Annotated in this window: 22 protein-coding genes; 11 read left to right on the top strand and 11 right to left on the bottom strand. The window is 63.8% G+C overall.

Annotation, left to right across the window (positions count from 1 at the left end):
* Window positions 1-12: 12 nt before the first annotated feature.
* Window positions 13-342: an ATP-dependent Clp protease adapter ClpS gene (gene clpS / locus IGX34_RS11430; protein WP_192555861.1), complete on the bottom strand. Its 330-nt coding sequence runs from the start codon at window positions 340-342 to the stop codon at window positions 13-15.
* Between the two features lie 125 nt (window positions 343-467).
* Between clpS and IGX34_RS11425 the strand changes: the two genes are divergently transcribed.
* Genes IGX34_RS11425 through hflD form a run of 3 tightly spaced genes read left to right on the top strand, consistent with a single transcriptional unit; the run spans window position 468 to window position 2717 of the window.
* Window positions 468-959 (top strand): NUDIX hydrolase, encoded by a 492-nt coding sequence (locus IGX34_RS11425; protein WP_192555860.1) that lies wholly within the window; start codon window positions 468-470, stop codon window positions 957-959.
* Window positions 956-2083: a tRNA 2-thiouridine(34) synthase MnmA gene (gene mnmA / locus IGX34_RS11420; RefSeq protein WP_192555859.1), complete on the top strand. Its 1128-nt coding sequence runs from the start codon at window positions 956-958 to the stop codon at window positions 2081-2083. Before IGX34_RS11425 ends, mnmA begins: the two co-directional genes overlap by 4 nt.
* Window positions 2084-2093: 10 nt before the next feature.
* On the top strand, window positions 2094-2717 hold the full coding sequence (hflD, locus tag IGX34_RS11415; protein ID WP_192555959.1) for a high frequency lysogenization protein HflD: 624 nt from the start codon (window positions 2094-2096) through the stop codon (window positions 2715-2717).
* Window positions 2718-2839: 122 nt separating this feature from the next.
* On the opposite strand, the gene IGX34_RS11410 is transcribed toward hflD, so the two are convergent.
* The 3 genes from IGX34_RS11410 to IGX34_RS11400 all read right to left on the bottom strand — a co-directional run bounded on the left by IGX34_RS11410 (window position 2840) and on the right by IGX34_RS11400 (window position 7895).
* Entirely contained in the window at window positions 2840-4123 is a 1284-nt protein-coding gene (locus IGX34_RS11410; protein WP_192555858.1) for an NAD(P)/FAD-dependent oxidoreductase, read from the bottom strand.
* A 112-nt stretch (window positions 4124-4235) separates the two neighbouring features.
* Complete coding sequence (locus IGX34_RS11405; protein WP_192555857.1) at window positions 4236-5138, bottom strand: LysR family transcriptional regulator; 903 nt, start codon at window positions 5136-5138, stop codon at window positions 4236-4238.
* A 165-nt stretch (window positions 5139-5303) separates the two neighbouring features.
* On the bottom strand, window positions 5304-7895 hold the full coding sequence (locus IGX34_RS11400; protein ID WP_192555856.1) for a bifunctional aconitate hydratase 2/2-methylisocitrate dehydratase: 2592 nt from the start codon (window positions 7893-7895) through the stop codon (window positions 5304-5306).
* Between the two features lie 395 nt (window positions 7896-8290).
* Between IGX34_RS11400 and acnA the strand changes: the two genes are divergently transcribed.
* Entirely contained in the window at window positions 8291-11026 is a 2736-nt protein-coding gene (acnA, locus tag IGX34_RS11395) for an aconitate hydratase AcnA (RefSeq protein WP_192555855.1), read from the top strand.
* A 106-nt stretch (window positions 11027-11132) separates the two neighbouring features.
* Here acnA and IGX34_RS11390 read toward each other — a convergent pair whose 3' ends face one another.
* On the bottom strand, window positions 11133-11570 hold the full coding sequence (locus tag IGX34_RS11390; protein ID WP_192555854.1) for a hypothetical protein: 438 nt from the start codon (window positions 11568-11570) through the stop codon (window positions 11133-11135).
* 137 nt (window positions 11571-11707) lie between these two features.
* Here IGX34_RS11390 and IGX34_RS11385 point away from each other — a divergent pair, with 137 nt between their 5' ends.
* Window positions 11708-13396 carry a long-chain-fatty-acid--CoA ligase gene (locus IGX34_RS11385; RefSeq protein WP_192555853.1) on the top strand — a complete coding sequence of 563 codons (1689 nt, stop codon included), beginning with the start codon at window positions 11708-11710 and terminating at the stop codon, window positions 13394-13396.
* Between the two features lie 56 nt (window positions 13397-13452).
* On the opposite strand, the gene IGX34_RS11380 is transcribed toward IGX34_RS11385, so the two are convergent.
* Entirely contained in the window at window positions 13453-13818 is a 366-nt protein-coding gene (locus IGX34_RS11380; protein ID WP_192555852.1) for a PilZ domain-containing protein, read from the bottom strand.
* Window positions 13819-14560: 742 nt separating this feature from the next.
* Between IGX34_RS11380 and IGX34_RS11375 the strand changes: the two genes are divergently transcribed.
* Genes IGX34_RS11375 through arsC form a run of 4 tightly spaced genes read left to right on the top strand, consistent with a single transcriptional unit; the run spans window position 14561 to window position 18312 of the window.
* Window positions 14561-15487 (top strand): segregation and condensation protein A, encoded by a 927-nt coding sequence (locus IGX34_RS11375; protein WP_425598784.1) that lies wholly within the window; start codon window positions 14561-14563, stop codon window positions 15485-15487.
* A gap of 58 nt (window positions 15488-15545) precedes the next feature.
* Window positions 15546-16538, top strand: a complete 993-nt coding sequence (gene scpB / locus IGX34_RS11370; protein ID WP_192555851.1) for an SMC-Scp complex subunit ScpB — start codon at window positions 15546-15548, stop codon at window positions 16536-16538.
* The gene (locus tag IGX34_RS11365; RefSeq protein ID WP_192555850.1) at window positions 16535-17947 is read left to right on the top strand and encodes a pseudouridine synthase; all 1413 of its coding nucleotides are present in this window, start codon (window positions 16535-16537) and stop codon (window positions 17945-17947) included. The genes scpB and IGX34_RS11365 overlap by 4 nt, the downstream gene beginning before the upstream one ends.
* A 20-nt stretch (window positions 17948-17967) precedes the next feature.
* A complete protein-coding gene (gene arsC / locus IGX34_RS11360) occupies window positions 17968-18312 on the top strand; it encodes an arsenate reductase (glutaredoxin) (RefSeq protein ID WP_192555849.1) in 345 nt (114 codons plus the stop codon).
* Window positions 18313-18332: 20 nt separating this feature from the next.
* Here arsC and IGX34_RS11355 read toward each other — a convergent pair whose 3' ends face one another.
* The 4 genes from IGX34_RS11355 to rlmE all read right to left on the bottom strand — a co-directional run bounded on the left by IGX34_RS11355 (window position 18333) and on the right by rlmE (window position 22113).
* Complete coding sequence (locus IGX34_RS11355; RefSeq protein WP_225737398.1) at window positions 18333-18755, bottom strand: DUF1330 domain-containing protein; 423 nt, start codon at window positions 18753-18755, stop codon at window positions 18333-18335.
* Window positions 18756-18769: 14 nt separating this feature from the next.
* Complete coding sequence (locus IGX34_RS11350) at window positions 18770-19387, bottom strand: DUF2239 family protein (RefSeq protein WP_192555847.1); 618 nt, start codon at window positions 19385-19387, stop codon at window positions 18770-18772.
* 138 nt (window positions 19388-19525) lie between these two features.
* Window positions 19526-21466, bottom strand: coding sequence for an ATP-dependent zinc metalloprotease FtsH (gene ftsH, locus IGX34_RS11345; protein ID WP_192555846.1), 1941 nt, complete (start codon window positions 21464-21466; stop codon window positions 19526-19528).
* Window positions 21463-22113, bottom strand: a complete 651-nt coding sequence (gene rlmE / locus IGX34_RS11340; protein WP_192555845.1) for a 23S rRNA (uridine(2552)-2'-O)-methyltransferase RlmE — start codon at window positions 22111-22113, stop codon at window positions 21463-21465. The genes ftsH and rlmE overlap by 4 nt, the downstream gene beginning before the upstream one ends.
* Before the next feature lie 74 nt (window positions 22114-22187).
* Between rlmE and yhbY the strand changes: the two genes are divergently transcribed.
* A complete protein-coding gene (yhbY, locus tag IGX34_RS11335) occupies window positions 22188-22484 on the top strand; it encodes a ribosome assembly RNA-binding protein YhbY (RefSeq protein WP_192555844.1) in 297 nt (98 codons plus the stop codon).
* Window positions 22485-22493: 9 nt separating this feature from the next.
* Window positions 22494-22871 (top strand): Mth938-like domain-containing protein, encoded by a 378-nt coding sequence (locus tag IGX34_RS11330; RefSeq protein WP_192555843.1) that lies wholly within the window; start codon window positions 22494-22496, stop codon window positions 22869-22871.
* 1 nt (window position 22872) lies between these two features.
* Here IGX34_RS11330 and IGX34_RS11325 read toward each other — a convergent pair whose 3' ends face one another.
* Window positions 22873-23802 carry a peptidoglycan DD-metalloendopeptidase family protein gene (locus tag IGX34_RS11325; protein WP_192555842.1) on the bottom strand — a complete coding sequence of 310 codons (930 nt, stop codon included), beginning with the start codon at window positions 23800-23802 and terminating at the stop codon, window positions 22873-22875.
* Between the last annotated feature and the right edge of the window lie 53 nt (window positions 23803-23855).

The following is a 23855-nucleotide window of genomic DNA, read 5'->3' as shown; positions in this document are numbered from 1 at the left end:
GTTGAGCAGCATTCAAACCTTTTCCATCGTGCATAACAGAGGATGCTGGTTGGCACGTGAATACTCGTTCACCTGCGTGACCTTGGTTTCGGCCACTTCGCGGGTGAACACCCCGCACACGCCCTTCCCGCGGGTGTGTACGTGCAACATGATCTGTACGGCTTTTTCCTGATCCATCCCGAAGAAACTGCGCAGTACCTCGACTACAAAATCCATCGGTGTGAAATCGTCGTTCAGCAGCAGCACCTGAAACAGCGGGGGACGCGCCACTTCAGGCTTGGATACTTCAACGGCGAGACCATGTCCACCGTTGTGTTGTTCTTGTTCGGGTTCGTTCGCCATGCTTTGGGTTCGCGTTTGTTCGTATGCAGTATACGCCCAGGCGAAGGGGGCTCCTCCGCGGCCGTGCTTGAGGTAATGGCACAATGTCGCTATTTCCAGTGTCCGTTTTGGTCCAGTGACCCTTGATGACAGAAGTTGACAGTTCCAGTAACGAGGTATGGCGCCCCCACGTCACCGTTGCCTGCGTTGTCGCCGACGGCGACCGCTACCTCATGGTTGAAGAGGAGGTAAGCGGGCGCATCGCCTATAACCAGCCGGCCGGCCACCTGGACGACCTGGAGAGCCTGCAGCAGGCCGCCGTGCGCGAGACTCGCGAGGAAACCGGCTGGACGGTCGCCCTCACCCACCTGATCGGCGTGCACCAGTGGCGGAGCAAGGAGCATGGCGACGTGGTGGTGCGTTTCAGCTTTGCCGCCAAGCCCTTAAGCCATGATCCTCAGCAACCGCTGGATACCGGGATCCGCCGCGCCCTGTGGCTCACCCGCGGCGAGATCGCTGCCCTTGGCGAGCGCCTGCGCAGCCCGATGGTGCTGATGAGCATCGATGACTGGCTGGCCGGCCAACGCCTGCCCTTGTCGATCGTGGCCAGCCTGATGCCGGGCGGTAGCCGCCCATGAAGGTGATGCTGGGCATTTCCGGGGGCGTGGACTCGTCCGTCGCCGCCCTGCTGCTGCAACAGGCGGGCTACGACGTGCAAGGCCTGTTCATGCAGAACTGGGAAGAGGACGACCGCAGCGGCCCCTGCACCGCCGATGCCGACCGCAAGGACGCCGTAGCCGTGTGCGGGCGCCTGGGTATCCCCTTCCATGCCCGGAACTTCGCCGCGGAGTACTGGGATGGAGTGTTCGAGCACTTCCTGGCCGAGTATCGCGCCGGCCGCACGCCCAATCCGGACGTGCTGTGCAACCGCGAGATCAAGTTCAAGACCTTCCTGGACGAGGCCCGCGGCCTGGGCGCCGAGAAAATCGCCACCGGCCACTATGCCCGGGTGGACTGCCAGGACGGCCGCCATCGCCTGCTGCGCGCGGTCGACGCCGGCAAAGACCAGACTTATTTCCTGCACGCCCTGGGGCAGCAGCAACTGGCGGCAACCCTGTTCCCGGTGGGCGAGATCGAAAAATCCCGCGTCCGCGAGCTGGCCCGCGAGGCGGCGCTGCCCACGCATGCCAAGAAGGATTCCACCGGCATCTGCTTTATCGGCGAGCGCGATTTTCGCCAGTTCCTGAGCCAATACATTCCGGCCCGGCCCGGCGAGATGCGCAGTCCGGACGGGCAGCTTATCGGCGAGCATCAAGGGGTGATGTATTACACCCTGGGCCAGCGCAATGGGCTGGGCATCGGCGGTCGCCAGAATGCGGGCGGCGAAGCATGGTATGTGGTCGGCAAGGATGTCGCGGCCAACGTGCTGTGGGTGGCGCAGGGCGGCGAGAACGAATGGCTGCATTCGCGGCGACTGGTGGCCGAGGCGCCGACCTGGACCGCCGGCACCCCGCCCGCGGCGCAATTTCGCTGCACTGCCAAGACCCGTTACCGCCAGCACGACCAGGCCTGTGAGGTATCTGTCCAGGCCGGCCGGGTGGACGTGTATTTCGACGAACCGCAGCGCGCCGTAACCCCCGGCCAGTCGGTGGTGTTCTATGCCGGCGAGGAATGCCTCGGCGGCGCGGTGATCGCCGCCACCGATGCGGCCTATGGCGGCCTGCCACACGACGCAACAACAAGAGTGCTCCAGCGTGTTTGAAGTTTTTGCCATCAATGAGGAACGAGTGCTGGCCTTGGCCGGATTGTTCCAGGCCTCGGCCATCGCCCAGCAGCTGGCGAACGAAGGACGCTGCGACGAGCTGGCGCTGGATGCCAGCCTGGCCAGTGTGTTCCGCATCGACGCGCCCTCGGTGATCGGCGTGTATGGCAACGTGTCCGGCCTGCGCCTAGGCTTGCGTACCTTGATCGGGCAGCTCGACGAAAGCAGCCGCGATATGGCGGTGACCCGCATGGTGGTGACGGTGATGCGCCTGGAACGCGCCCTCGCTCATCGCAAGGATCTGCTCGAAGACCTGCAGCAGGGCATCGTCTCGGCCAAACGCCAGGTCGATCACTTCGGCCTCAACTCGCCACAAGTGTTCAGCCGGCTGGCCGAGCTTTACGCCGGCACCCTGTCCACGCTGCGTCCGCGCGTCATGGTCACTGGCAATCCGCAATGGCTGCAGCAGCCGATCCTGGTGGAGCGTGTGCGCGGCAGCCTGCTCGCGGCCGTACGCTCGGCGGTGTTGTGGCGGCAGGTCGGCGGGCGGCAATGGCAGCTGCTGTTTCATCGCCGCCAGTGCAGCATGCTGGCGCGGGGGCTGCTTACCGGTACTACGCTCGACAATCGCTGATTGCTGGCACGCGCTGGTTTGTTTCGGGCTTGATCTGGGGTGAGCCAGCGATCTTGGCTATGGGAAGTTTTGTTGGGTTACGCTGCGCTAACCCAACCTGCCTTGCAGCGCTGCCGCTTGCATCAATGCAGCTTGAGCAGCGGGCGTGTGTTCTTGGCGATAAAGCCGCCGATCATCAGCCGCGTGGTGCGCCAATGGCCGTAGAGTGCCGATTGGTGCATGCGATAGAGCGATGCATAAAAGAAATGCGCCACCCAGCCTTCGATCATGCGATTGCCGAGCAGATTGCCGAAGGTGTTGTAGGAGGCCAGCGATACCAGCGAGCCATGGTCGTGATACTGAAAATCCAGTAGCGGCTTGCCCTGCAGGCGCAGGCAAAGGTTTTTTGCCAACCATTCCGCTTGCTGGTGCGCGGCCTGGGCCCGCGGCGGCGTATGGCCGGTCGCATCGCCGCCGAGTGGGCACGAGGCGCAATCGCCGAAGGCGAACACATCTTCATCGCGGGTGGTCTGCAGCGAGGATTGCACCAGCAGCTGGTTGAGGTGGTTGCTTTCCAGCCCATCCAGCTGGCGCAGAAATTCCGGCGCGCGGATGCCGGCCGCCCATACCATCATGTCCGCCTCGATCCGGTTGCCCTGCGCATCGAACAGCGCGTCGGTGTCGGCGCGCTTGATGGCAGTACCGGTCAATACGCGGATGCCCAGCTTGTTGCGCAACTCCTTTTCCACCGACACGCCGATCTGCTCCGGCAGTGCCGGCAGCAAGCGCGGGCCGGCTTCGATCAAGGTGATGTCGAGATCTTCCTGCGGACCGCGCTGGCGCTGATATTGCGCAAGTTTGCGATTGGCATCGCACAGCTCCGCACTGAGCTCGACGCCGGTAGCGCCGCCGCCGATCACCGCCACCCGCAGGCGGTGCGCGCGCCCTTCCGCCACCGCGGCCAGCCGGCGCTCGAGCATTTCGCGACGCAGCCGTTCGGCATCCTGGCGCGAATCAAGAAAGATGCAGTGTTCGCGCACGCCCGGGGTGCCGAAGTCGTTGCACACGCTGCCGACCGCCAGCACCAGTGTGTCGTAGCGCAATTCCGTAGGAGGTACGTCATCCGGCGCGTAGATGCCTTTCCAGCCGGCCAGCTGGATCACATGCCGACGGCGGTCCAGCCCTGTCATGCGCCCATAGATAAACTCGAAGTGATTCCATTTCGCCTGCGCGAGATAGCTGAGCTCATCGTTGGCCGCATCCAGCGAACCGGCTGCCACTTCGTGCAGCAGGGGTTTCCAGATATGAGTGAGATTGGCGTCGACCAGGGTGATCCTGGCGCGCTCGCTGCGGCCGAGCGTCTTGCCCAGGCGGGTGGCCAGTTCAAGGCCGCCGGCGCCACCTCCGACAATAACCACGCGATGCATCGGGAACGGTTTCCTTGGGGAGAGGAACGATCACGGCAACGTGCGGATGCAAGCGAACGCCTGCATCAAGCATGCTGCGTTGCAATAACCATGATACGAAACTCCCCGTGGATCAGCCAGCATCGATCGGCTTGAGCCCTGCCCGCTGCCTGGCCAGCTTGCGCAATAGATCGGCAAACGTCTTCAGATCACTGTGCCAGGGCGATGCTTCGCGCCAATACAAGGCGATTTCGCGACCGGGCAACTGTTGTCCCTTGATCTTCGCCAGCACGATATCCGGCATCGACGCCAGCCGGTCATGCGCCAGCGCGGGCACCAGCGCATGGCCGCCACGCAAGGTGACCAGGGCGGCGAGGCTTTCCAGGCTGACGTCCTGCACATAGCCCTCATCGTCGGCGTGGCTTTCCGCCATCAGGATGGCTTCGTCCGCCTGCAGTTGCTCCAGCGCAATCGTGCGCTTGCCGGCCAGGGCGTGATCGGCGCGCAGCAACACCTCCCACGGTTCGAAGAACAGGCGCTGCATGGTGATGCCGCTGACCGCAGCCACCGGCGGCGCCAGCACCGCATCCAGTTCGCCTTCGTGCAGGCGACGCAGCAAGCCGCGCGGCTTGCCTTCCGACAGGCTCAGCCGCGCGCCGGGAAAATGCTGCGGAAACGGCGCGATCAAATGCGGCAGCAGATACGGCCCCAAGGTGGCCAGCACACCCAGGCGCAACTCGCCGCCGAATGCCGTTTCGCCGGCCCGTGCTGTCTGCTGCAGATGTTCTGCCGCCAGCAGCACGGCATCGATCTGCTCCAGCAGGCGCTCGCCGCCGGCAGTAGGTACCACGCGGCGGCCGCCGCGTTCGAACAAGGGCGCACCCAGCGCCTGCTCCACTTTCTGCACCTGGTGCGACAGACCCGACGGACTGATGTGCATCGCCCGCGCCGCACTGTTGAAACTGCCATGGCGGCGTACGGCCTGAACCAGGATGAGGTCGCGCAGGGAAACTGCCGATAAGTGGGTGGAGATCATCCGTGTGCCTGTGGCTGCCGCTGTGCGCGCAGCATAAACGACGAAGCCCGGCACGAGGCCGGGCTTGCGTGGGCAGCTCTTTCCATAAGCCCATCTTGCGCCGCTGAGTCAGGCCGCAAGATGGCGCAAGCCCTCCCCTGCACGCAGGGGAGGGCCAAGCAGCGCTCAGGCTTCGACCGTGTCGGCCACGTCCTTGAAGTCCTTGATCTGATCGAAGTTCATGTAGCGATAGATCTTGTCGCCATTGGCGTTGATCACGCCAATGTCGGCCATGTACTCCTGCTTGGTCGGAATGCGGCCAAGACGCGAGCAAATGGCGGCCAGCTCGGCCGAGCCCAGGTACACATTGGTGTTCTTGCCCAAGCGGTTGGGGAAGTTGCGGGTGCTGGTGGACATCACCGTCGCGCCTTCGCGCACCTGCGCCTGGTTGCCCATGCACAGCGAGCAGCCCGGCATTTCCATGCGCGCACCAGCCGTGCCGAGTACGCCGTAATGACCTTCCTCGGTGAGCTGCTGCTGGTCCATCTTGGTCGGCGGTGCCACCCACAAGCGGGTCGGGATATCGCGCTTGCCTTCCAGCAGCTTCGACGCCGCGCGGAAGTGGCCGATGTTGGTCATGCACGAACCGATGAACACTTCGTCGATCTTGGCGCCGGCCACGTCGGACAGGGTCTTCACGTCGTCCGGGTCGTTCGGGCAGGCCACGATCGGCTCGTGCACGTCGGCCAGGTCGATCTCGATCACGGCGGCGTATTCGGCATCGGCATCCGGCTCCAGCAACTGCGGATTGGCCAGCCACTCTTCCATCTTCTTGATGCGGCGCTGCAGGCTGCGCGCATCCTGGTAGCCCTGGGCGATCATGTACTTCAGCAGCGTGATGTTGCTGGTGAGGTATTCGATGATCGGCGCCTTGTCCAGGCGCACGCTGCAGCCGGCAGCGGAGCGTTCGGCCGATGCATCGGACAGCTCGAACGCCTGCTCCACCTTGAGGTTCGGCAAACCTTCGATTTCCAGGATGCGGCCGGAGAAGATGTTCTTCTTGCCCTGCTTGGCCACGGTGAGCAGACCCTGCTTGATTGCGTACAGCGGGATCGCGTTGACCAGGTCACGCAGGGTGACGCCCGGCTGCAGTTCGCCCTTGAAGCGCACCAGCACCGATTCGGGCATATCCAGCGGCATCACGCCGGTAGCCGCCGCAAAGGCCACCAGGCCGGAGCCGGCCGGGAAGGAAATGCCGATCGGGAAGCGCGTATGGCTGTCGCCGCCGGTGCCGACGGTGTCGGGCAACAGCATGCGGTTGAGCCAGCTGTGGATCACGCCATCGCCCGGGCGCAGGCTGATGCCGCCGCGGGTGGAGATAAACGCGGGCAGCTCGTGATGGGTCTTCACGTCCACCGGCTTGGGATAGGCGGCGGTATGGCAGAACGACTGCATCACCAGGTCGGCCGAGAAGCCCAGGCAGGCCAGGTCCTTCAGTTCGTCGCGGGTCATCGGACCGGTGGTGTCCTGCGAACCCACCGAGGTCATCTTCGGTTCGCAATAGGTACCCGGACGCACACCTGTGCCTTCCGCCAGACCGCAGGCGCGGCCCACCATCTTCTGCGCCAGGCTGTAGCCCTTGCCGCTATCGACCGGGCTCTGCGGCAGGCGGAACAGCGTGGACGGTGCCAGGCCCAGCGCCTCGCGCGCCTTGGCGGTCAAGCCGCGGCCGATGATCAGCGGAATGCGGCCGCCGGCGCGCACTTCGTCGAACAGCACGTCCGACTTCACCTGGAATTCGGCGATCACTTCGCCGTTCTTCAGCGCCTTGCCGTCATACGGGCGCAGCTCGACCACATCGCCCATCTCCATCTTGGAGACATCGAGTTCGATCGGCAGCGCGCCGGCATCTTCCATCGTGTTGTAGAAGATCGGCGCGATCTTGCTGCCCAGGCACACGCCGCCGAAGCGCTTGTTGGGGATGAAGGGAATATCTTCGCCGGTCCACCACAGCACCGAGTTGGTGGCGGACTTGCGGCTGGAACCGGTGCCGACCACGTCGCCGACGTAGGCCACCAGGTGACCCTGCTTGGCCAGGTCCTGGATCTGCTGGATCGGACCGCGCTTGCCGTCTTCTTCCGGCTGGAACGGAGCGCCTTCGCGCTTGTTCTTCAGCATGGCCAGCGCGTGCAGCGGAATGTCAGGGCGGGTGGTCGCATCCGGGGCCGGCGACAGGTCGTCGGTATTGGTTTCGCCCGGCACCTTGAACACGGTGATGGTCATGCTCTGCGGCACTTCCGGGCGGCTGGTGAACCATTCGGCATCGGCCCAGCTCTGCAGCACGGCCTTGGCGTTGGCATTGCCCTTGTCGGCCTTGTCCTTCACGTCGTGGAAGGAGTCGAACATCAGCAGGGTTTTCTTCAGCGCCTCGGCGGCAATGCCACCGACCTGCGCATCGTCCAGCAGCTCGATCAGCGGGTGGATGTTGTAGCCGCCCAGCATGGTGCCCAGCAGTTCGGTAGCCCGCTCGCGGCTGATCAGCTTGCACTGCTCGCTGCCGAAGGCCACCGCGGCCAGATAGGACGCCTTGACCTTGGCCGCATCGTCCACGCCAGCCGGCACGCGGTTGGTGATCAGGTCGACCAGGAATGCGTCCTCGCCTGCCGGCGGGTTCTTCAGCAGTTCGACCAGGTCGGCAGTCTGCTGGGCCGACAGCGGCAGCGGGGGAATTCCCAGCGCGGCGCGCTCGGCAACATGTTGGCGATAGGCGTTGAGCATGTGATCTCGTCCTGTGGCTGGCAAAAGGGAAGCCTCCGCCATGGGGGCGGAAGAATCCCGGTCGGTTCGATTCGGCACGGCCGCCGCCTGGGCCGGACAGGTGGGAAGGCCTGTCCCCATGCCGCTTTCGGGCTTTATTTCATTGCGTATTTTGCCAGCCGCTGCGCAATCGCCGCAATCCAAGACGGCATTTCCGCCAGCGTTCGAAATCTTGCAATGCAAGCATGGCGAAATAGCCAGCCAGCGCCTTGCGCGCCTTTTTATTTGTCCCAAACTTTGCGCCTGCCCCAGACCGGACCCGAGCTTCCTTGCAATTCCCCTAACGTTCGTTGCACTAGCATTCGCCTGCTATGCCTCGTGCGTCCGCCAGATTTCAAGCAACAGGAGTTATCCCCATGCTGGATTCATTCGCCACCCGCGACACCCTCAACGTCAAAGGCAGCTCCTACCAGATCGCCAGCCTGACCAAGCTAGGCCAGCACTTCGACATCAAGCGCCTGCCCTACTCGATGAAGATCCTGCTGGAAAACCTGTTGCGCCACGAAGATGGCGTGAACGTCACCAAGAAAGAAATCGAAGCCGTGGCCAAATGGAACGCCAAGGCCGAACCGGATACCGAAATTTCCTTCATGCCGGCGCGCGTGGTGCTGCAGGATTTCACCGGCGTGCCTTGCGTGGTCGACCTGGCCGCGATGCGCGACGCGGTGGTGAAGCTGGGCGGCGACGCCAAGCAGATCAATCCGCTGGCGCCGGCCGAACTGGTGATCGACCATTCCGTACAGGTCGATGTATACGGTTCCGAATCGGCGCTGGAGAAAAACGTCGAGATCGAGTTCCAGCGCAACCAGGAACGCTATTCGTTCCTGCGTTGGGGCCAGAAGGCATTCAACAATTTCAAAGTGGTGCCTCCGCGCACCGGCATCGTGCACCAGGTGAATCTTGAACATCTGGCCCGCGTGGTGTTTGCGCGCGAACAGGACGGCCAGCAATGGCTGTATCCGGATACCGTGTTCGGCACCGACTCGCACACCACCATGATCAACGGTATCGGCGTGCTCGGCTGGGGCGTCGGCGGCATCGAAGCGGAAGCGGCGATGCTGGGCCAGCCTTCCTCGATGCTGATCCCCCAGGTGGTGGGCTTCAAGCTCAGCGGCAAGCTCCCCGAGGGCGTCACCGCCACCGACCTGGTGCTGACCGTGACGCAGATGCTGCGCAAGCTCGGCGTGGTGGGCAAGTTCGTGGAATTCTTCGGCGACGGCCTCAAGCATCTGCCGCTGGCCGACCGCGCCACCATTGGCAACATGGCGCCGGAATACGGCGCCACCTGCGGCATCTTCCCGATCGACCAGGAAGCGCTGAACTACCTGCATCTGTCCGGCCGCAGCGACGACCACATCAAGCTGGTCGAAACCTATGCGAAGGCGCAGGGCCTGTGGCACGACGAACATACGCCGCATGCCGAATTCACCACCACGCTGGAACTCGACCTGGCCGACGTGAAGCCGTCGATGGCCGGCCCGAAGCGCCCGCAAGACCGCGTGCTGCTGGGCGATGTGAAAAAGAGTTTCCACGATAGCCTGGGCGCGCTCACCGCCAACCGCAACGGCAGCGAAGCACGCTTCGCCAACGAAGGCGGCGGCACGGCCGTGGGCCATGACGCCAGCGCGCTGGCCAAGGGGCCGCGCGTATCCATGAACGGCGAGGAGTTCCATCTGCAGGACGGCGCGGTGGTAATCGCAGCCATCACCTCCTGCACCAACACCTCCAACCCGGCGGTGATGCTTGGCGCCGGCCTGCTGGCCAAGAAAGCGGCAGCAAAGGGGCTGAAGGCCAAGCCGTGGGTAAAGACCTCGATCGGCCCGGGCTCGCTGGTGGTCACCGATTATCTGGAAAAGACCGGCCTGCTGAAGGAGCTGGAAAAAGTCGGCTTCTACATCGTCGGCTACGGCTGCACCACCTGCATCGGCAACTCCGGTCCGCTGCCGCAGGAAATCAGCAAGGGCATTACCGAAGGCGATCTTGCGGTGGCCTCCGTGCTGTCGGGCAACCGCAACTTTGAAGGCCGTGTGCATCCGGAAGTGAAGATGAACTATCTCGCTTCGCCGCCGCTGGTGGTGGCCTATGCGCTGGCCGGCAGCCTCGACCTGGATCTCAGCAAGGATCCGCTGGGCCAGGGCAGCGATGGCAAGCCGGTGTATCTGAAAGACATCTGGCCGAGCAGCCAGGAGATCTCCGACGTCATCGCCGGCGCGATCAATCCGCAGATGTTCGAGAAGAATTACGCCGACGTGTTCAAGGGCGACAGCCGCTGGAACCACATCGCCTCGCCGGATGGCTCGGTCTACCAGTGGAGCGATTCCACCTACATCAAGAATCCGCCCTACTTCGACGGCATGACCATGGAGACGGGCAAGATCGAGGACATCCACGGCGCGCGCGTACTGGGCCTGTTCGGCGACTCGATCACCACCGACCACATCTCCCCCGCCGGTTCGATCAAGAAGGACAGCCCGGCTGGCCGCTTCCTGATATCCAAAGGGGTGGAACCGAAGGATTTCAATTCCTACGGCTCACGCCGCGGCAACGACGACGTGATGGTGCGCGGCACCTTCGCCAACATCCGCATCAAGAACCTGATGCTGGACGGTGTGGAAGGCGGCTATACGCTCTACGTGCCCAACGGCGAACAGATGGCCATCTACGATGCCGCCATGAAGTACAAAGACGACAAGACTCCGCTGATCGTCCTTGCCGGCAAGGAATACGGCACCGGCTCCTCGCGCGACTGGGCGGCCAAGGGCACCCTGCTGCTGGGTGTGAAGGCCGTGATCGCCGAAAGCTTCGAGCGCATCCACCGCTCCAACCTGGTGGGCATGGGCGTGCTGCCGCTGCAGTTCAAGGATGGCGAGAACGCCAAGTCGCTGGGCCTCACCGGCAAGGAAATCTTCGAGATCACCGGACTGAAGGACGGCGAATCGAAAGAAGCCACGGTAGTGGCCAAGGGTGACGGCGGCGAGAAGACGTTTACGGTGAAGGTATTGCTGCTGACGCCGAAGGAACGCGAGTTCTTCCGCCACGGCGGCATTCTGCAATACGTATTGCGTCAGCTGGCGAAGAAGAAGGCGGCCTGATGTAAGGCCTAATGTGCGAACAGCAGCGGTAGGTTGGGTTAGCGGAGCCTAGCCCAACCCACCCGCTTCGTAGCGACATCGTTGGGTTAGGCTTCGCTAACCCAACCTACAGCTGCTGGGTCCACGTCGCCTCGTAGCACCGCCAGTCGTGCCCTTCCCTGCGCCAGGCCGTTTCCACCTTGTACACACCCAGTTGCGACGGAAACACCTTGCCGCCGCTGGTCAGCGTGATGGTGAAATCGGCCACATAGCGCTCTCCACGCGGCTCGATATCCACCGGCCCAAGTACCGCATGCAAAGTCTCGCCACGAAAGCTCGCCATGCGCAGCAGATTGCCGATGTCCTGGCCCCGCATCGCACCGCCGTTGCCGTCGAAATCGTCGGTAAGCTGGCCGAGCAGCGCCGCGGCATCCACGCGCTCGGTCGCCTGCACGGACGCATCGATGGACTGCCGGATCAGCACCTCGTCCGGCTTGCGATGACAGGCGGCCAGTACCAGCACCGAGAGGGCCGCCAGGTACACAAATCGGAGCATCCGCGTCATGGTCATCCCCCTGGAAATATCGTTGCAGCGCGGCTTGCCGCTATACGCGGGCGTATGCTCCAATGCCTCGCCCGCATGATGCCCGATAGCCATCGACGTCACCATCGGCATGTCACTACTGGAGGTTGGGATAGAACATGAGCAATGAGCGTCCTTGGCTGAATCACTACCCGCCTGGCGTACCGGCAGAGATCGACATCCATCAATACGCGTCGATTGCCGCCGTACTGGACGAAGCTTTTGAACGCTATCGGTCATGTGCGGCCTTCAGTAATTTCGGCAAAAGCATGACGTACGGCGAGATCGACACGCTCAGCCGCCAATTCGCCGGCTACCTCACCGGCGAGCTCAAGCTCAAGCGCGGCGACCGCATCGCGATCATGTTGCCCAACGTATTGCAGTACCCCATCGCCTTGTTCGGTGCCCTGCGCGCCGGGCTGGTGGTGGTGAACACCAATCCCATGTATACCGCCCGCGAGCTCAAGCATCAGCTGACCGATGCCGGCGCGCAGGCCATCGTGGTGCTCGACAACTTCGCCTCGACCCTGCAGAGCATCGTCAGCGAAACAGGCGTCAAGCACATCGTCACTACCGGCATCGGCGACCTGCTCGGCGCCAAGGGCGTGCTGGTCAATTTCGTGCTCAAGCACGTCAAGAAGATGGTGCCCGCCTATCAGCTGCCGCACGCGGTGCGCTTCGCCGAGGCACTGGCACGCGGTGGCCGCCACGAACTGGTCAGGCCAGTGCTTGGACACAACGACATCGCCTTCCTGCAATACACCGGCGGCACCACCGGCGTAGCCAAGGGCGCGATGCTGACGCACGGCAATATGATTGCGAACATGCTGCAGGCCGGTGCCTGGTTCGGCGCGCAGATCAGGCCGGGCGAGGAAACCATCATTACGGCGCTGCCGCTGTATCACATCTTCGCGCTCACCTGTAATTGCTTCATCTTCCTGCGCTTCGGCGGCCGCAGCATTCTGATCACCAACCCGCGCGACATGCCGGGCTTTGTGAAGGAGCTGGGCAAGATCCGCTTCACCGCCATTACCGGCGTCAACACCTTGTTCAACGGCCTGCTCAATACTCCGGGCTTCGACCAGATCGATTTCTCCAGCCTGCGCATGAGCTTCGGCGGCGGCATGGCGGTGCAGCGCGCAGTGGCGGAAAAGTGGGAGAAGACCACCGGCTGCGTGCTGATCGAAGGCTACGGCATGACCGAAAGCTCGCCGGTCGCCACCATCAATCCACTGGTGGAAGGCGCGCGCTTCAATGGCTCCATCGGCCTGCCCATTCCGTCGACCTCGATCAGCATCCAGGACGAGGATGGTCGCCACCTGGGCATCGGCGAAATCGGCGAAATCTGCATCTACGGGCCGCAGGTGATGAAGGGCTACTGGAACCAGACCGAAGAAACCAGCAAGGTGCTCAGCCCTGATGGCTGGCTGCGCACCGGCGATATCGGCCGCATGGACGAGTCCGGCTACATCTATATCGTCGACCGCAAGAAAGACATGATCCTGGTCTCCGGCTTCAACGTGTACCCGAACGAGATCGAGGACACCGTAATGAAGCATCCGGGCGTGGCCGAGGTCGCCGCGATCGGCATCAGCGACGAGCATTCCGGCGAGGCGGTGAAGCTGTTCGTGGTGCGCAAGGATCCGAAGCTGACGGTGGAGCAGCTCAAGGAGTTCTGCCGCGAGAACCTCACCGGCTACAAGCGTCCGAAGGTGATCGAATTCCGCGATGCGCTGCCCAAGAGCAACGTGGGCAAGATCCTGCGCCGCGAACTCAGGGACGAGAAAAAAGCCGTTCCTGCCGGCTGATCGCACTTGTCGATGAAACGGGGACACCCTGCGCGATGCAGGGTGTCATGGCACGCTCACTCGTCGTGCCACATCTCCAGGATGTCGGCGTAGCCGCCCAGCAGGTTCCACAGCGGCACCTGCTTGTCTTCCGGAATGCGCGTGTAGGCGAAGCCGATGTGCCTTTCCGATACGCGCGCCACCTTCGCCTCCAGGTGGATGTGCAGGTCGCTGCCGAAGATCATGTCCAGCACCCAGCTCTCGCCGGCCTTGCCGTTCCATTCGCGCGGGCGGCGCAACAACACGCCGGTGGCCGAGATGTCGATCAGGTCGGTCGGATGCGACTCGTCGCCATGACTCATCAGCACCGTGGTCTTGATGCGCATACGCGCCGGACGCAGATGCTCTTTGTCGTCCATGGCGTCGTCACCCATTGTGGTCATGCTTTGTGTTCTCCCGCACAGCGTCCGCTACACGCCCAATCCGACCTGCTGGCGGCGGCGCGCCTTTCCCGGCACAGCCCGCAGCCCTACAGCATCGGCCCTCGTGCGCCGATGTCCCCCGGATAGCTGCCTATCATGAAGCAAGCCACATGCCACTGCTACAACCACGTTGCAGCCATGCATGCCGCGCATGTCAAACCATCCCGGCCAAGCTTGGAGGGACGCAATAGGTCACATGCTGCCGCAGCCGTACCAGCAAGGCTCGCCGCGCGGCCGCAGGCCTTTCACAAGCCCCTACGCCAGCTGAAGCCCTTGCTGGACATGCCGCCGGACTGCAGTTAATCTGTAACCCGCGTGTGGAGCCATACATGGATGGCCGCCGGGAGCCCCGGTAGGGATGGCCTCCACCCGATGTATCCAGCCGACCTTTTACGAATCGCGGGCGACGCCAGCGGCGTCACGCATGGTTCCGGCCTGATCGTTTTCAGCGATATCGCCCGGCATCCAGCGACCGCCACCTGACCGAACCGCATCGCGTGGCTTCATCAGGATTCTGTTTTTTGGCGGGGGACCGCACGTTCCGGCTGGACATCGCGCAAGATTGATCGGCTTCACGTTGGGTGCCTTGCAAGCGAAAAGGCAACCAGGCACGAATCTTGGTTCGATCAGGCATCGGACAAAGATTTTGATCGTCAACAGAACACATGCCGGCCCCTTCCGGGCGGCCCAATGACATGCATTGATGAGCACTGAGCCAAGCGAGTCTCAGCCGGTACCCGCAACGCATGATGCGTTTGCAGGAGTTCCGCAGCAGCAGGAAATGCCGCTAGCCATCGTGCGCGGCGAGCCGATCTTGCAGATGCCGCAGGATCTCTACATTCCGCCGGATGCGCTGGAAGTCATCCTGGAAGCCTTCGAAGGGCCGCTGGATCTGCTGCTGTATCTGATTCGCCGGCAGAACCTGGACATTCTCGATATCCCGATTGCCGAAATCACCCGGCAATACATGGAATATATCGACATGATGCGCGACGTGATGCGCCTGGAGCTGGCGGCGGAATACCTGCTGATGGCTGCGATCCTGGCCGAGATCAAATCGCGCCTGCTGCTGCCCAGGCCGCCTACGGCGGAAGGGCTGGAAGAGGATCCTCGCGCCGAACTGGTGCGCCGCCTGCAGGAGTATGAGCGCTTCAAGAAGGCAGCCGAGGATATCGACGCCCTGCCCCGCCTGGAGCGCGACACGGTAGTGGTGCAGGCAGAAGTGGGCGAGCGCAACGTAATCAAGCTGCCGCCGCCGCTGGACCTGAAGGAAATGCTGCTGGCCCTCAAGGATGTGCTGCACCGGGCCGAACTGTTCGGGCATCACGCGATCAAGCGCGAGGCGCTGAGTGTGCGCCAGCGCATGGGCGAATTGCTCAGCCGCCTGGACAACGATCAGTTCCACCGCTTTGAAAGCCTGTTCGATGTCAGCGAAGGACGGCTCGGCGTGGTGGTGACCTTCCTGGCCATGCTGGAGCTGGCCAAGGAATTCCTGGTCAACATCGTGCAGGAAGAACCGTTGGCGCCGATCTATGTGAAGGCCAATGCCGGTTCGGCCAGGGAAGAAGCCGAGGTCGCCGCTGGCGACGATGCTTTTGAAGAACAGAACGCCGCCTCCGGTACCGAGTAAGCAGTACCCGCAGGGGCGACCACCGTTGGATATCCGATCCTGACCCGATCCCAAGGCTATGCAGATCGAGCAACTGAAACCGATTATTGAAGCCGCCTTGCTTGCCGCCAGCCAGCCGTTGAGCGTGGCGCAGCTGGGCGAGCTGTTCGTCGAGGAAGATGAAGTCGATCGGGCGCAGATCGCGATGGCGCTCGAGATGCTGGCCGACGACTGCCAGGGCCGCGGCGTCGAACTGAAGGAAGTCGGCAGCGGGTTCCGCTACCAGGTCTGCCAGGAGGTTCACCCCTGGGTCTCGCGCATGTGGAGCGAAAAGCCCAGTCGCTATTCGCGCGCCCTGCTCGAAACGCTGGCGCTGATCGCCTACCGCCAGCCGATCACGCGACCGGAAATTGAGCAGATTCGCGGCGTCGTGGTCTCCTCCAACATCGTCAAGACGCTGGAAGAGCGCGAGTGGGTCCGCGTAGTCGGTCACCGCGACGTACCGGGCAAACCTGCCCTGTATGCCACCACCCGCGGCTTTCTCGACTACTTCAACCTCAAATCGCTGGACGAATTGCCCACGCTTGCAGAAATCCGCGACATGGAAGATCCCCAGCTGCGGCTGGACAACGATCCGCTGCCGCCGCGCGTGATCAAGGATCTGCCGATCGATCCGGATGGCGACGACGCAGACGCCGGCAGCGAAGAGCTCGAAGAACGCACCCTCGAAGAACGCGCCGAACAAGCGCACACCGAAGAAGAACACGCTAAAGAAGAACAGACCGAAGCAGCAACGGCAGAGGAAGCAGGTTCCAGCGACACCGATTCGCAGGAGCACACACCTCACGCCACAGCTGCTACGGAAACGGCCGCCAGCGAAGCACCGGCGGATGCAACACACCACAGCGAGCCACCGCCGCATCACGCGGAAGACCTCGCACCCCACCACGGCGAACCCGCTGCCGAAGCGGACGCCGTCAACGAAACCTCTTCCACTGCCGACGAGGCAGCGGACCACGCGGACGCCGATGACGGCTCCGCCAAGCAAGACACCGAGGAGTACCGCGCATGAATGCGCCACAGAAATCCGTATTGAGCCTCAAGCGCGCCGCGCCCACCGAGAACCTCCCCCAGATCGAAGAACGCCTGCACAAGGTGCTCGCCAATGCCGGACTCGGCTCGCGACGCATGCTGGAGCAGCGCATCCAGGCCGGCGAAGTCGAAGTGAACGGCGCTGCCGCCAACATCGGCGCCAGTGTGCGTGCCGGCGACCGCGTGTCGCTTGACAGCAAGCAGTTCGTGGTCGCCACCGACAGCCGCGACGATGCCGAAGTGCTGGTCTACCACAAGCCCGAGGGCGTGGTGACCACGCGCGAAGATCCCGAAGGCCGCCCCACCGTGTTCGAACAGCTGCCGCGACTGAAGGGCGCGCGCTGGGTCGCCGTGGGCCGCCTGGATATCAACACCACCGGCCTGCTGCTGCTGACCACTGACGGCGAGCTGGCCAACGCGCTGATGCATCCGCGCAGCGGCCTGGAGCGCGAATACCTCTGCCGTGTCCACGGCGAAGTGCCGGACGAAATCATCGAAAAGCTCAAGGCCGGCGTGGAGCTGGAAGACGGCCCCGCCCGCTTCGACGAAATCGCCATCATCAGCCGTGGCGGCAGCCATAGCTGGTTCCGCGTGGTGATCCGCGAAGGCCGCAACCGCGAAGTGCGCCGGCTGTGGGATTCGCAAGGCTTTCTGGTCAGCCGCCTGAAGCGTATCCGCTACGGCAATATCGAACTGCCGCGCATGCTGCGCCGTGGCGACTGCGAAGCGCTCAACGAAGAGCTGGTAAAAGAGTTGCGCAAGGTAGCCGGCCTCGGCGCACCGCAGCCGGTACTGACCCTCAGCCCCGTACTGCATCAGCGCCGCGCACCGCGCAATGTCACCGAATACCGCCCCGAAAAGGGCGCCGGCTCCGCCTGGAGCGGCGGCTATCACGATGAAGCGCGCGAACTGCGTGCGTTCGACCGCATTCGCGAAGAACCCGTGCGCGGCAAGCAACAGCGCCGTCGCCCCAAGGGCGATGTCAACGGCAACATCGCCAAGCCGGAACGTCCGGCCGGCGCCGGCGGCAAGTTGCACAAGAAGAAGCGCGGCATCGGCCCGGGCCAGGAGCTGCCGCCGGCACGCACCTGGTTTGCAGGTGAAAGCCGCGAAGGTGGTGGCGGTGGTGGCGCCCGCAGCAGCGGTGGCGCCAATCCCTACGGCAATCGCCGTGGTGGTGGCGGTGGCGGCGGCAGCAGTGGCGCCGGCGGCTTCGGCGGCGGCAATGCACGCGGTGGTCGTAGCGGCGGTGGTGGTGGTGGTCGTAGCGGTGGTGGTGGTCGTCCCGGCGGCAGCCAGGGTGGGCGCCCGCAAGGCCGCGGCAATCGCCCGCAGGGACACGGCGGTGGCCGTCCTCAAGGCGGCGGCAATCGCTCCGGCAATCGCTGAGCGATCGCCACGCGCCTGGCATGATCCGCATCTATCACAACAACCGTTGCTCCAAGTCACGCAGCGCCCTGGCGCTGCTTGAGCAACACGGCCAGCCGTTCGAGGTGATCAACTACCTCGATACGCCGCCGAGCACGCACGAACTGAAGACGCTACTGGTGCAACTCGGCATCAGCGCGCGCGAGCTGTTGCGCAGCGGCGAAGATATCTACCGCGAACTGCATCTGGACGATGCCGCGCTCGACGACGCCGCACTGCTTGCCGCCATGGCCGCGCATCCGCAGCTGATCGAACGGCCGATCGTAGTAGCCCATGGCAAAGCAGTGATTGGCCGTCCGCCGGAAAAGCTGCTCGCGATCCTGTGAGCTCGCGCAAGCGCAGCTAGCTATTCGATCTCGATCGCCGACAACGGCAGCAGCCTGGAATCTTCCAGCGCTGCCGCGCGGTGGCCCATGCCAGCCAGATACGCCTCGTGCGAGGCAAACGCCAGAAACGATTCGACACTGCGTTGCCGCACCAGCATCGCCATATCCCAGCGTTCATTCGCGGGGCCGATCAGAAACGTGCCGCCCTCGCCAAGAAATAACAGCTCGCCGCCGGACTCGTGCAGATAAGGCAGGCTGTGCTCGATGTAGCGATAGAACGCAGCGGCACCGCTGATGGGTATGGCCGGCGCCAATTCAGGCGCCGCGGAATAGTCGGCCACGGCGCGGAAGCGCAGCAGATTGAGCATTACGATCGGCCCCGACATGCCGCGCATGACGAATGCGCGGCCCGATACCTGGGTAGGTTCGAGATAGCGTTGCATCAGCTCCTGCTCCATTACGCACCCTCGCCTTTGGTTCGTTCGCCAAAAGCGAGCCACACAGCGTGCGTGCGTACGTCGGCCGGCCATGCGGCCACCAGCGCATCGAACGCCTGGCGATCGTTGGCAAACAAGGCGCGGCTGGCTTCTTCAAAGCCCGGCATATCGCCGGCCATGGCAGACATGAAGTGATAGGCACGCTCCTGATCCGCGCGTGTCCGGTCGCGTTCGCTAAAGCGATGCCGCGCATCCTCGACCAGTTTTCTCAAGGCCACCGACGGACCGCCGGGCTGGGATGCAAGCCACTCCCAATGCCGCGGCAACAGCGTCACCTCGCGGGCGACAACGCCTAATCTGGGTCGCCCTCTTCCACGCGGCGCTTCGGCCGGCTCGTCAGCCTGCGCATGAGTCTGGGCGGGATCAGCCAGGTACCTGGCGAGAATGTCCTCGTCGGAACCGCGCGTATCGATATCGATGGAGCGGCCGGTGCTGTCGTCGAAGATCAAAACCGGCTTGGTGCCGCCCTGATCAGCCGCCAGCCTGGTAGCCAGGGCGACGACGTGCAGCGGTCCCGATGCCAGGCGCCGATGGCCCTGGAAGCTGGTGTAAGAGCGGGATGAGGATGGATTGGGCATGGCGGACTCCATTCGAGGCCGCGAATAATACCCGGGTAAAATTTAGTAAGCAATATCATCCGGGTAAAATTATCGCCCGCACCATGCGCCATAAAAAAAAAGCCGCCCGGAGGCGGCTCTTTCTGATCGGCAGGCAGCTTAGATTCTGCTCTGCGTGGCCGGATCGCCGACCTTTGCCCCCGCATCCCCGCGCGGCGGCGGAGGCGGCGGTACCGACGAACCCGGCGAGGAGGTCTTGGACCAGTCCGCCGGCGGACCCGGCACGCGGCCGGCCATGATGTCGTCGATCTGGCGCGCATCGATGGTTTCGTACTGCAGCAGCGCGTCCGACATCACATGCAGCTTCTCGATGTTGTCAGTGAGGATCTGCTTGGTACGGGCGTAGGCGCGGTCGAGGATCTCGCGCACCACTTCGTCGATCTTGCGCGCGGTCTCGTTGGAGACGTTCTTGTGCTGGGTCACCGAACGGCCCAGGAACACTTCATCCTCTTCCTCGCCGTAAGTCACCGGGCCGAGCTCATCGGAGAGGCCCCACTTGGTGGCCATGTTGCGCGCCATCTTGGTGGCCCGCTCGATGTCGTTGGAGGCGCCGGTAGTGACCTTGTCGGCACCGAAGATCAGCTCTTCCGCCACGCGGCCGCCATACAGCGAGCAAAGCTGCGATTCGATCGCAATCTTGTTCATGCTGTACTTGTCGCCTTCCGGCAGATACATGGTGACGCCCAAGGCGCGGCCACGCGGAATGATGGTGACCTTGTAGACCGGGTCGTGCTCGGGCACCACGCGGCCGACGATCGCATGACCGGCTTCGTGGTAGGCCGTGAGCTTCTTCTCGTCTTCGCTCATCGCCATCGAGCGGCGCTCGGTACCCATCAGGATCTTGTCGCGCGCCTTGTCCATGTGGCCCATGCGCACTTCGCGAGCATTCTCGCGTGCTGCAAACAACGCGGCCTCGTTGACCAGGTTGGCCAGGTCCGCGCCGGAGAAACCCGGGGTGCCGCGCGCGATTACCATCGCGTCGACGTCGCTGGCGGTCGGCACTTTGCGCAGGTGCACCTTCAGGATCTGCTCGCGGCCCTTCACGTCCGGCAGGCCGACCACCACCTGGCGGTCGAAGCGGCCCGGGCGCAGCAGCGCCGGATCGAGCACGTCCGGACGGTTGGTGGCAGCGATGACGATGATGCCTTCGGTGCCTTCGAAACCGTCCATCTCGACCAGCAGCTGGTTGAGGGTCTGTTCGCGTTCGTCGTGACCGCCGCCCAGGCCGGCGCCGCGATGGCGGCCGACCGCGTCGATTTCATCGATAAAGATGATGCACGGCGCGTGCTTCTTGGCCTGATCGAACATGTCGCGCACGCGCGAAGCGCCCACGCCGACAAACATTTCGACGAAGTCGGAACCGGAGATCGAGAAGAACGGTACCTTGGCCTCGCCGGCAATCGCCTTGGCGAGCAGGGTCTTGCCGGTGCCGGGCGGGCCGACCATCAGCACGCCGCGCGGAATCTTGCCGCCCAGGCGCTGGAACTTGCCCGGGTCGCGCAGGAACTCGACCAGTTCGCCGACCTCCTCCTTCGCTTCGTCGCAACCGGCCACGTCGCTGAAATTGACCTTGACCTGGTCTTCGCCCTGCAGCTTGGCACGCGAACGGCCGAAGCTCATCGCGCCGCGTCCGCCGCCCCCCTGCTGCATCTGGCGCATGAACCAGATGAACACGCCGACGATCAGGATCACCGGCAGCCAATTCACCAGCAGCCCGATCAGCGAGAAACCGGTGCCGGAATCCTGCGTGACGGTGACGTTCTTGTCCTGCATCTGCTTGACCACCGTGCTGGTGGAGAAGCCGAGTACCGGCGCGACGGTGCGGTAGTTGCTGCCGTCCTTCAGCTTGCCGCTGATGGTGGCGGGATTTTCGGCACTGATCGTGGCGGTAGCGACGTTGCCGCTATCCACACTCTGCACGAAGCTGCTGTAAGGCAGGTCCGAGGAGGCGCCACCGTGCGGGTTGAAGCTCTGGAATACGGTGATCAGCACCACCGCTATCACCAGCCAGAGCAACAGGGTTTTCACAGTCTCGTTCATGCGCGGTTCTCGCCAGTTTGCCGGCCCTCCGGTCTGAATCCGGTAGCCAGCGCATACACCTCACGCGAACGCGCGCGGGAGGCCTTAGGTTTACGCATACTTACGCGCGAAAACTCCGCGCGCAAGCTACGTAGGTAATCATCGAAGCCCGTTCCCTGGAACAGCTTGATTAGAAACGCCCCGCCCGGTTTGAGCCAGTGCCTTGAGAAATCAAGCGCCAGTTCGGCCAGATCCATTGCCCGGATCTGGTCGGCCAGTGCCACACCACTCATATTGGGGGCCATGTCCGACAGCACAAGATCGAGCTTTTGGCCGTCCAGGCGCGACTCCAGCTCGCGCAGCACGCTTTCTTCACGGAAGTCGCCCTGCAGGAAATCCACCCCGGCAATGCCTTGCATGGGCAGGATGTCCAGCGCCACCACCGTACCATTATCCCCCAGGCGCTGCCGGACCAGCTGCGACCAGCCCCCGGGCGCGGCGCCCAGATCCACCACGCGCATGCCCGGCTTGAGCAGGCGATCGCGCTCGATCAGCTCTTCCAGCTTGAATACGGCACGCGAACGCAGCCCCTCGGCCTGAGCTTTCTTTACGTAGACATCGTCGAAGTGTTCCCGCAGCCAGCGGGAACTGCTCTTGCTGCGAGGCATGGGGCAAGGGCCGGGAATAAGGGCTGCCATGATACCCTTAACAATCCCCTTACCGCGAATATCAAACTGAACACATGGCCATTTCCCCCTCCCAACGACGCTATCTGCGCAGCCTGGCCCATGATCTGCATCCGGTCATCCTGCTGGGCGCCAAGGGTGCGACCGAAGCGGTGGTGAAGGAGCTCGACCTTGCGCTCGCTCATCACGAGCTGGTCAAGGTGAAGCTTTCCGGCGGCGACAAGGAAGAACGCGAAGCGCAGATCGGTACCTTGATCGACGGCACCGGCGCGGAAAGCGTGCAGCAGATCGGCCACATCGTGGTGCTGTTCCGCCGCAACGAAGACGATCCGCGCCTGGCGCTGCCGCGCTGAGCCATCGCCATGGACCTGTCACTGGACCGCCCCGGCGATTTCCTGTTCGTGCGCCGCGTTGCCCCGCACGCCATCACCGTGGTCGATCGCGAGCTGACTGCCAGTTTCCTGCTGGCGCCGGAACGCGCCGTCGAACAGTGGCCGGTAACCAGTGCCACGCAGCTGGATGAAAGCCATGTCGAGAGCATTCTCGAACTGAAGCCCGAAGTGGTGCTGCTGGGCACCGGCACGCGACAGCAATTTCCCGCGGCGGCCTTCATGGCCGGCTTCCTGCGCCGCGGGGTTGGCATTGAAGTGATGGACAACGCCGCTGCCGCACGCACCTACGGCCTGCTGGCCGCCGAAGGGCGGCGCGTGGTGGTCGCCTTTATCCTGCCGCCGGCCTGAATCAGCGCGACGGCAGGTAGCCGAGCGGATCGACCGGCGTGCCGTCCTTGCGAATCTGGAACTGCAGCTCGTCGCGCGTGCTGCCGCTTGAGCCCATCTCCGCAATCTGCTGCCCCGCCTTGACCTGCTGGCCTTCGGTGACCAAGCGCTTGCGGTTGTGGCCGTAGGCCGAGAGAAAACTGTCGTTGTGCTTGATGATGACCAGCTCGCCATAGCCCACCAGGCCGTTGCCGCTGTACACCACCACACCATCGGCCGCGGCCACCACCGGATCACCGGCCTTGCCGGCAATATCGATACCCGGAATCGCTGCGCTTGCCTGGAAACGGCCGACCACCGAACCGGTTGCCGGCCAGCGCCACTTCACTCCACCAGCCGTGCGCGAGCCGCCCGTCGCCACCACCGGCGTAGCCGCCGGGGCAGCGGGCGCTGCCGCACTGGTCGGTGCGGCCGGTGGCGGATTGACGCCTGCCACCGGTACCACGGTGGTCGGCATGGGAGCCGGTGGCGTGGTTCCCGCTGCAGCGGGAACCGTCTGGAATCCCTGTCCGGGCGGCGGCGCGGTCGGCTTGACCGGTACAGGCGCCTTGGCGATCACGACCGGCGGCGGTGCGTGCACCGGTGCCGGTACCGCAGCGCCATGTCCTGGCAATTGCAGCACCTGCCCTGGCCAGATCGTGTAGGGCTCGGCAATGCCGTTCTGCCGCGCGAGCGCACGAAAGTCGGTGCCATTGCGGAATGCGATGGAATACAGCGTGTCGCCCTTGGCGACGGTGTACGTACCCGGCCTGTTAGCGGCCTGCACCGGCTGCACGACAGCCTCTCCCTGGGGAGGCTGTTGAACCACGACCGTGCGAGCGCAGGCGGTCATGAGCAGGGCTGTGGTGATAAGTGCTGACCATCGCATCAATCCATTCATGCGCGTGAGCATAACGGGGTCGCCTGGAGTTTTCATGCGACCCGCGCGGAAAAGACTGCTGCCCG

This window comes from Dyella acidiphila (genome assembly GCF_014863405.1).
In the GTDB taxonomy this organism is placed as follows: domain Bacteria; phylum Pseudomonadota; class Gammaproteobacteria; order Xanthomonadales; family Rhodanobacteraceae; genus Dyella_B; species Dyella_B acidiphila.
Note: the sequence above shows the minus strand (reverse complement) of the source record. Positions and strands in the feature narration are given on the sequence as shown.

Bases quoted from the DNA above. Each gene is read 5' to 3' on its own strand.
- scpB (WP_192555851.1), top strand. From the start codon at position 15,546: ATGCAGATCGAGCAACTGAAACCGATTATTGAAGCCGCCTTGCTTGCC.
- clpS (WP_192555861.1), bottom strand. From the start codon at position 342: ATGGCGAACGAACCCGAACAAGAACAACACAACGGTGGACATGGTCTC.
- IGX34_RS11375 (WP_425598784.1), top strand. From the start codon at position 14,561: ATGAGCACTGAGCCAAGCGAGTCTCAGCCGGTACCCGCAACGCATGAT.
- IGX34_RS11405 (WP_192555857.1), bottom strand. From the start codon at position 5,138: ATGATCTCCACCCACTTATCGGCAGTTTCCCTGCGCGACCTCATCCTG.
- arsC (WP_192555849.1), top strand. From the start codon at position 17,968: ATGATCCGCATCTATCACAACAACCGTTGCTCCAAGTCACGCAGCGCC.
- IGX34_RS11385 (WP_192555853.1), top strand. From the start codon at position 11,708: ATGAGCAATGAGCGTCCTTGGCTGAATCACTACCCGCCTGGCGTACCG.
- IGX34_RS11390 (WP_192555854.1), bottom strand. From the start codon at position 11,570: ATGACGCGGATGCTCCGATTTGTGTACCTGGCGGCCCTCTCGGTGCTG.
- IGX34_RS11365 (WP_192555850.1), top strand. From the start codon at position 16,535: ATGAATGCGCCACAGAAATCCGTATTGAGCCTCAAGCGCGCCGCGCCC.
- IGX34_RS11425 (WP_192555860.1), top strand. From the start codon at position 468: ATGACAGAAGTTGACAGTTCCAGTAACGAGGTATGGCGCCCCCACGTC.
- acnA (WP_192555855.1), top strand. From the start codon at position 8,291: ATGCTGGATTCATTCGCCACCCGCGACACCCTCAACGTCAAAGGCAGC.
- IGX34_RS11350 (WP_192555847.1), bottom strand. From the start codon at position 19,387: ATGCCCAATCCATCCTCATCCCGCTCTTACACCAGCTTCCAGGGCCAT.
- IGX34_RS11325 (WP_192555842.1), bottom strand. From the start codon at position 23,802: ATGCTCACGCGCATGAATGGATTGATGCGATGGTCAGCACTTATCACC.
- yhbY (WP_192555844.1), top strand. From the start codon at position 22,188: ATGGCCATTTCCCCCTCCCAACGACGCTATCTGCGCAGCCTGGCCCAT.
- IGX34_RS11400 (WP_192555856.1), bottom strand. From the start codon at position 7,895: ATGCTCAACGCCTATCGCCAACATGTTGCCGAGCGCGCCGCGCTGGGA.
- ftsH (WP_192555846.1), bottom strand. From the start codon at position 21,466: ATGAACGAGACTGTGAAAACCCTGTTGCTCTGGCTGGTGATAGCGGTG.
- IGX34_RS11410 (WP_192555858.1), bottom strand. From the start codon at position 4,123: ATGCATCGCGTGGTTATTGTCGGAGGTGGCGCCGGCGGCCTTGAACTG.
- mnmA (WP_192555859.1), top strand. From the start codon at position 956: ATGAAGGTGATGCTGGGCATTTCCGGGGGCGTGGACTCGTCCGTCGCC.
- IGX34_RS11380 (WP_192555852.1), bottom strand. From the start codon at position 13,818: ATGACCACAATGGGTGACGACGCCATGGACGACAAAGAGCATCTGCGT.
- IGX34_RS11330 (WP_192555843.1), top strand. From the start codon at position 22,494: ATGGACCTGTCACTGGACCGCCCCGGCGATTTCCTGTTCGTGCGCCGC.
- rlmE (WP_192555845.1), bottom strand. From the start codon at position 22,113: ATGCCTCGCAGCAAGAGCAGTTCCCGCTGGCTGCGGGAACACTTCGAC.
- IGX34_RS11355 (WP_225737398.1), bottom strand. From the start codon at position 18,755: ATGCAACGCTATCTCGAACCTACCCAGGTATCGGGCCGCGCATTCGTC.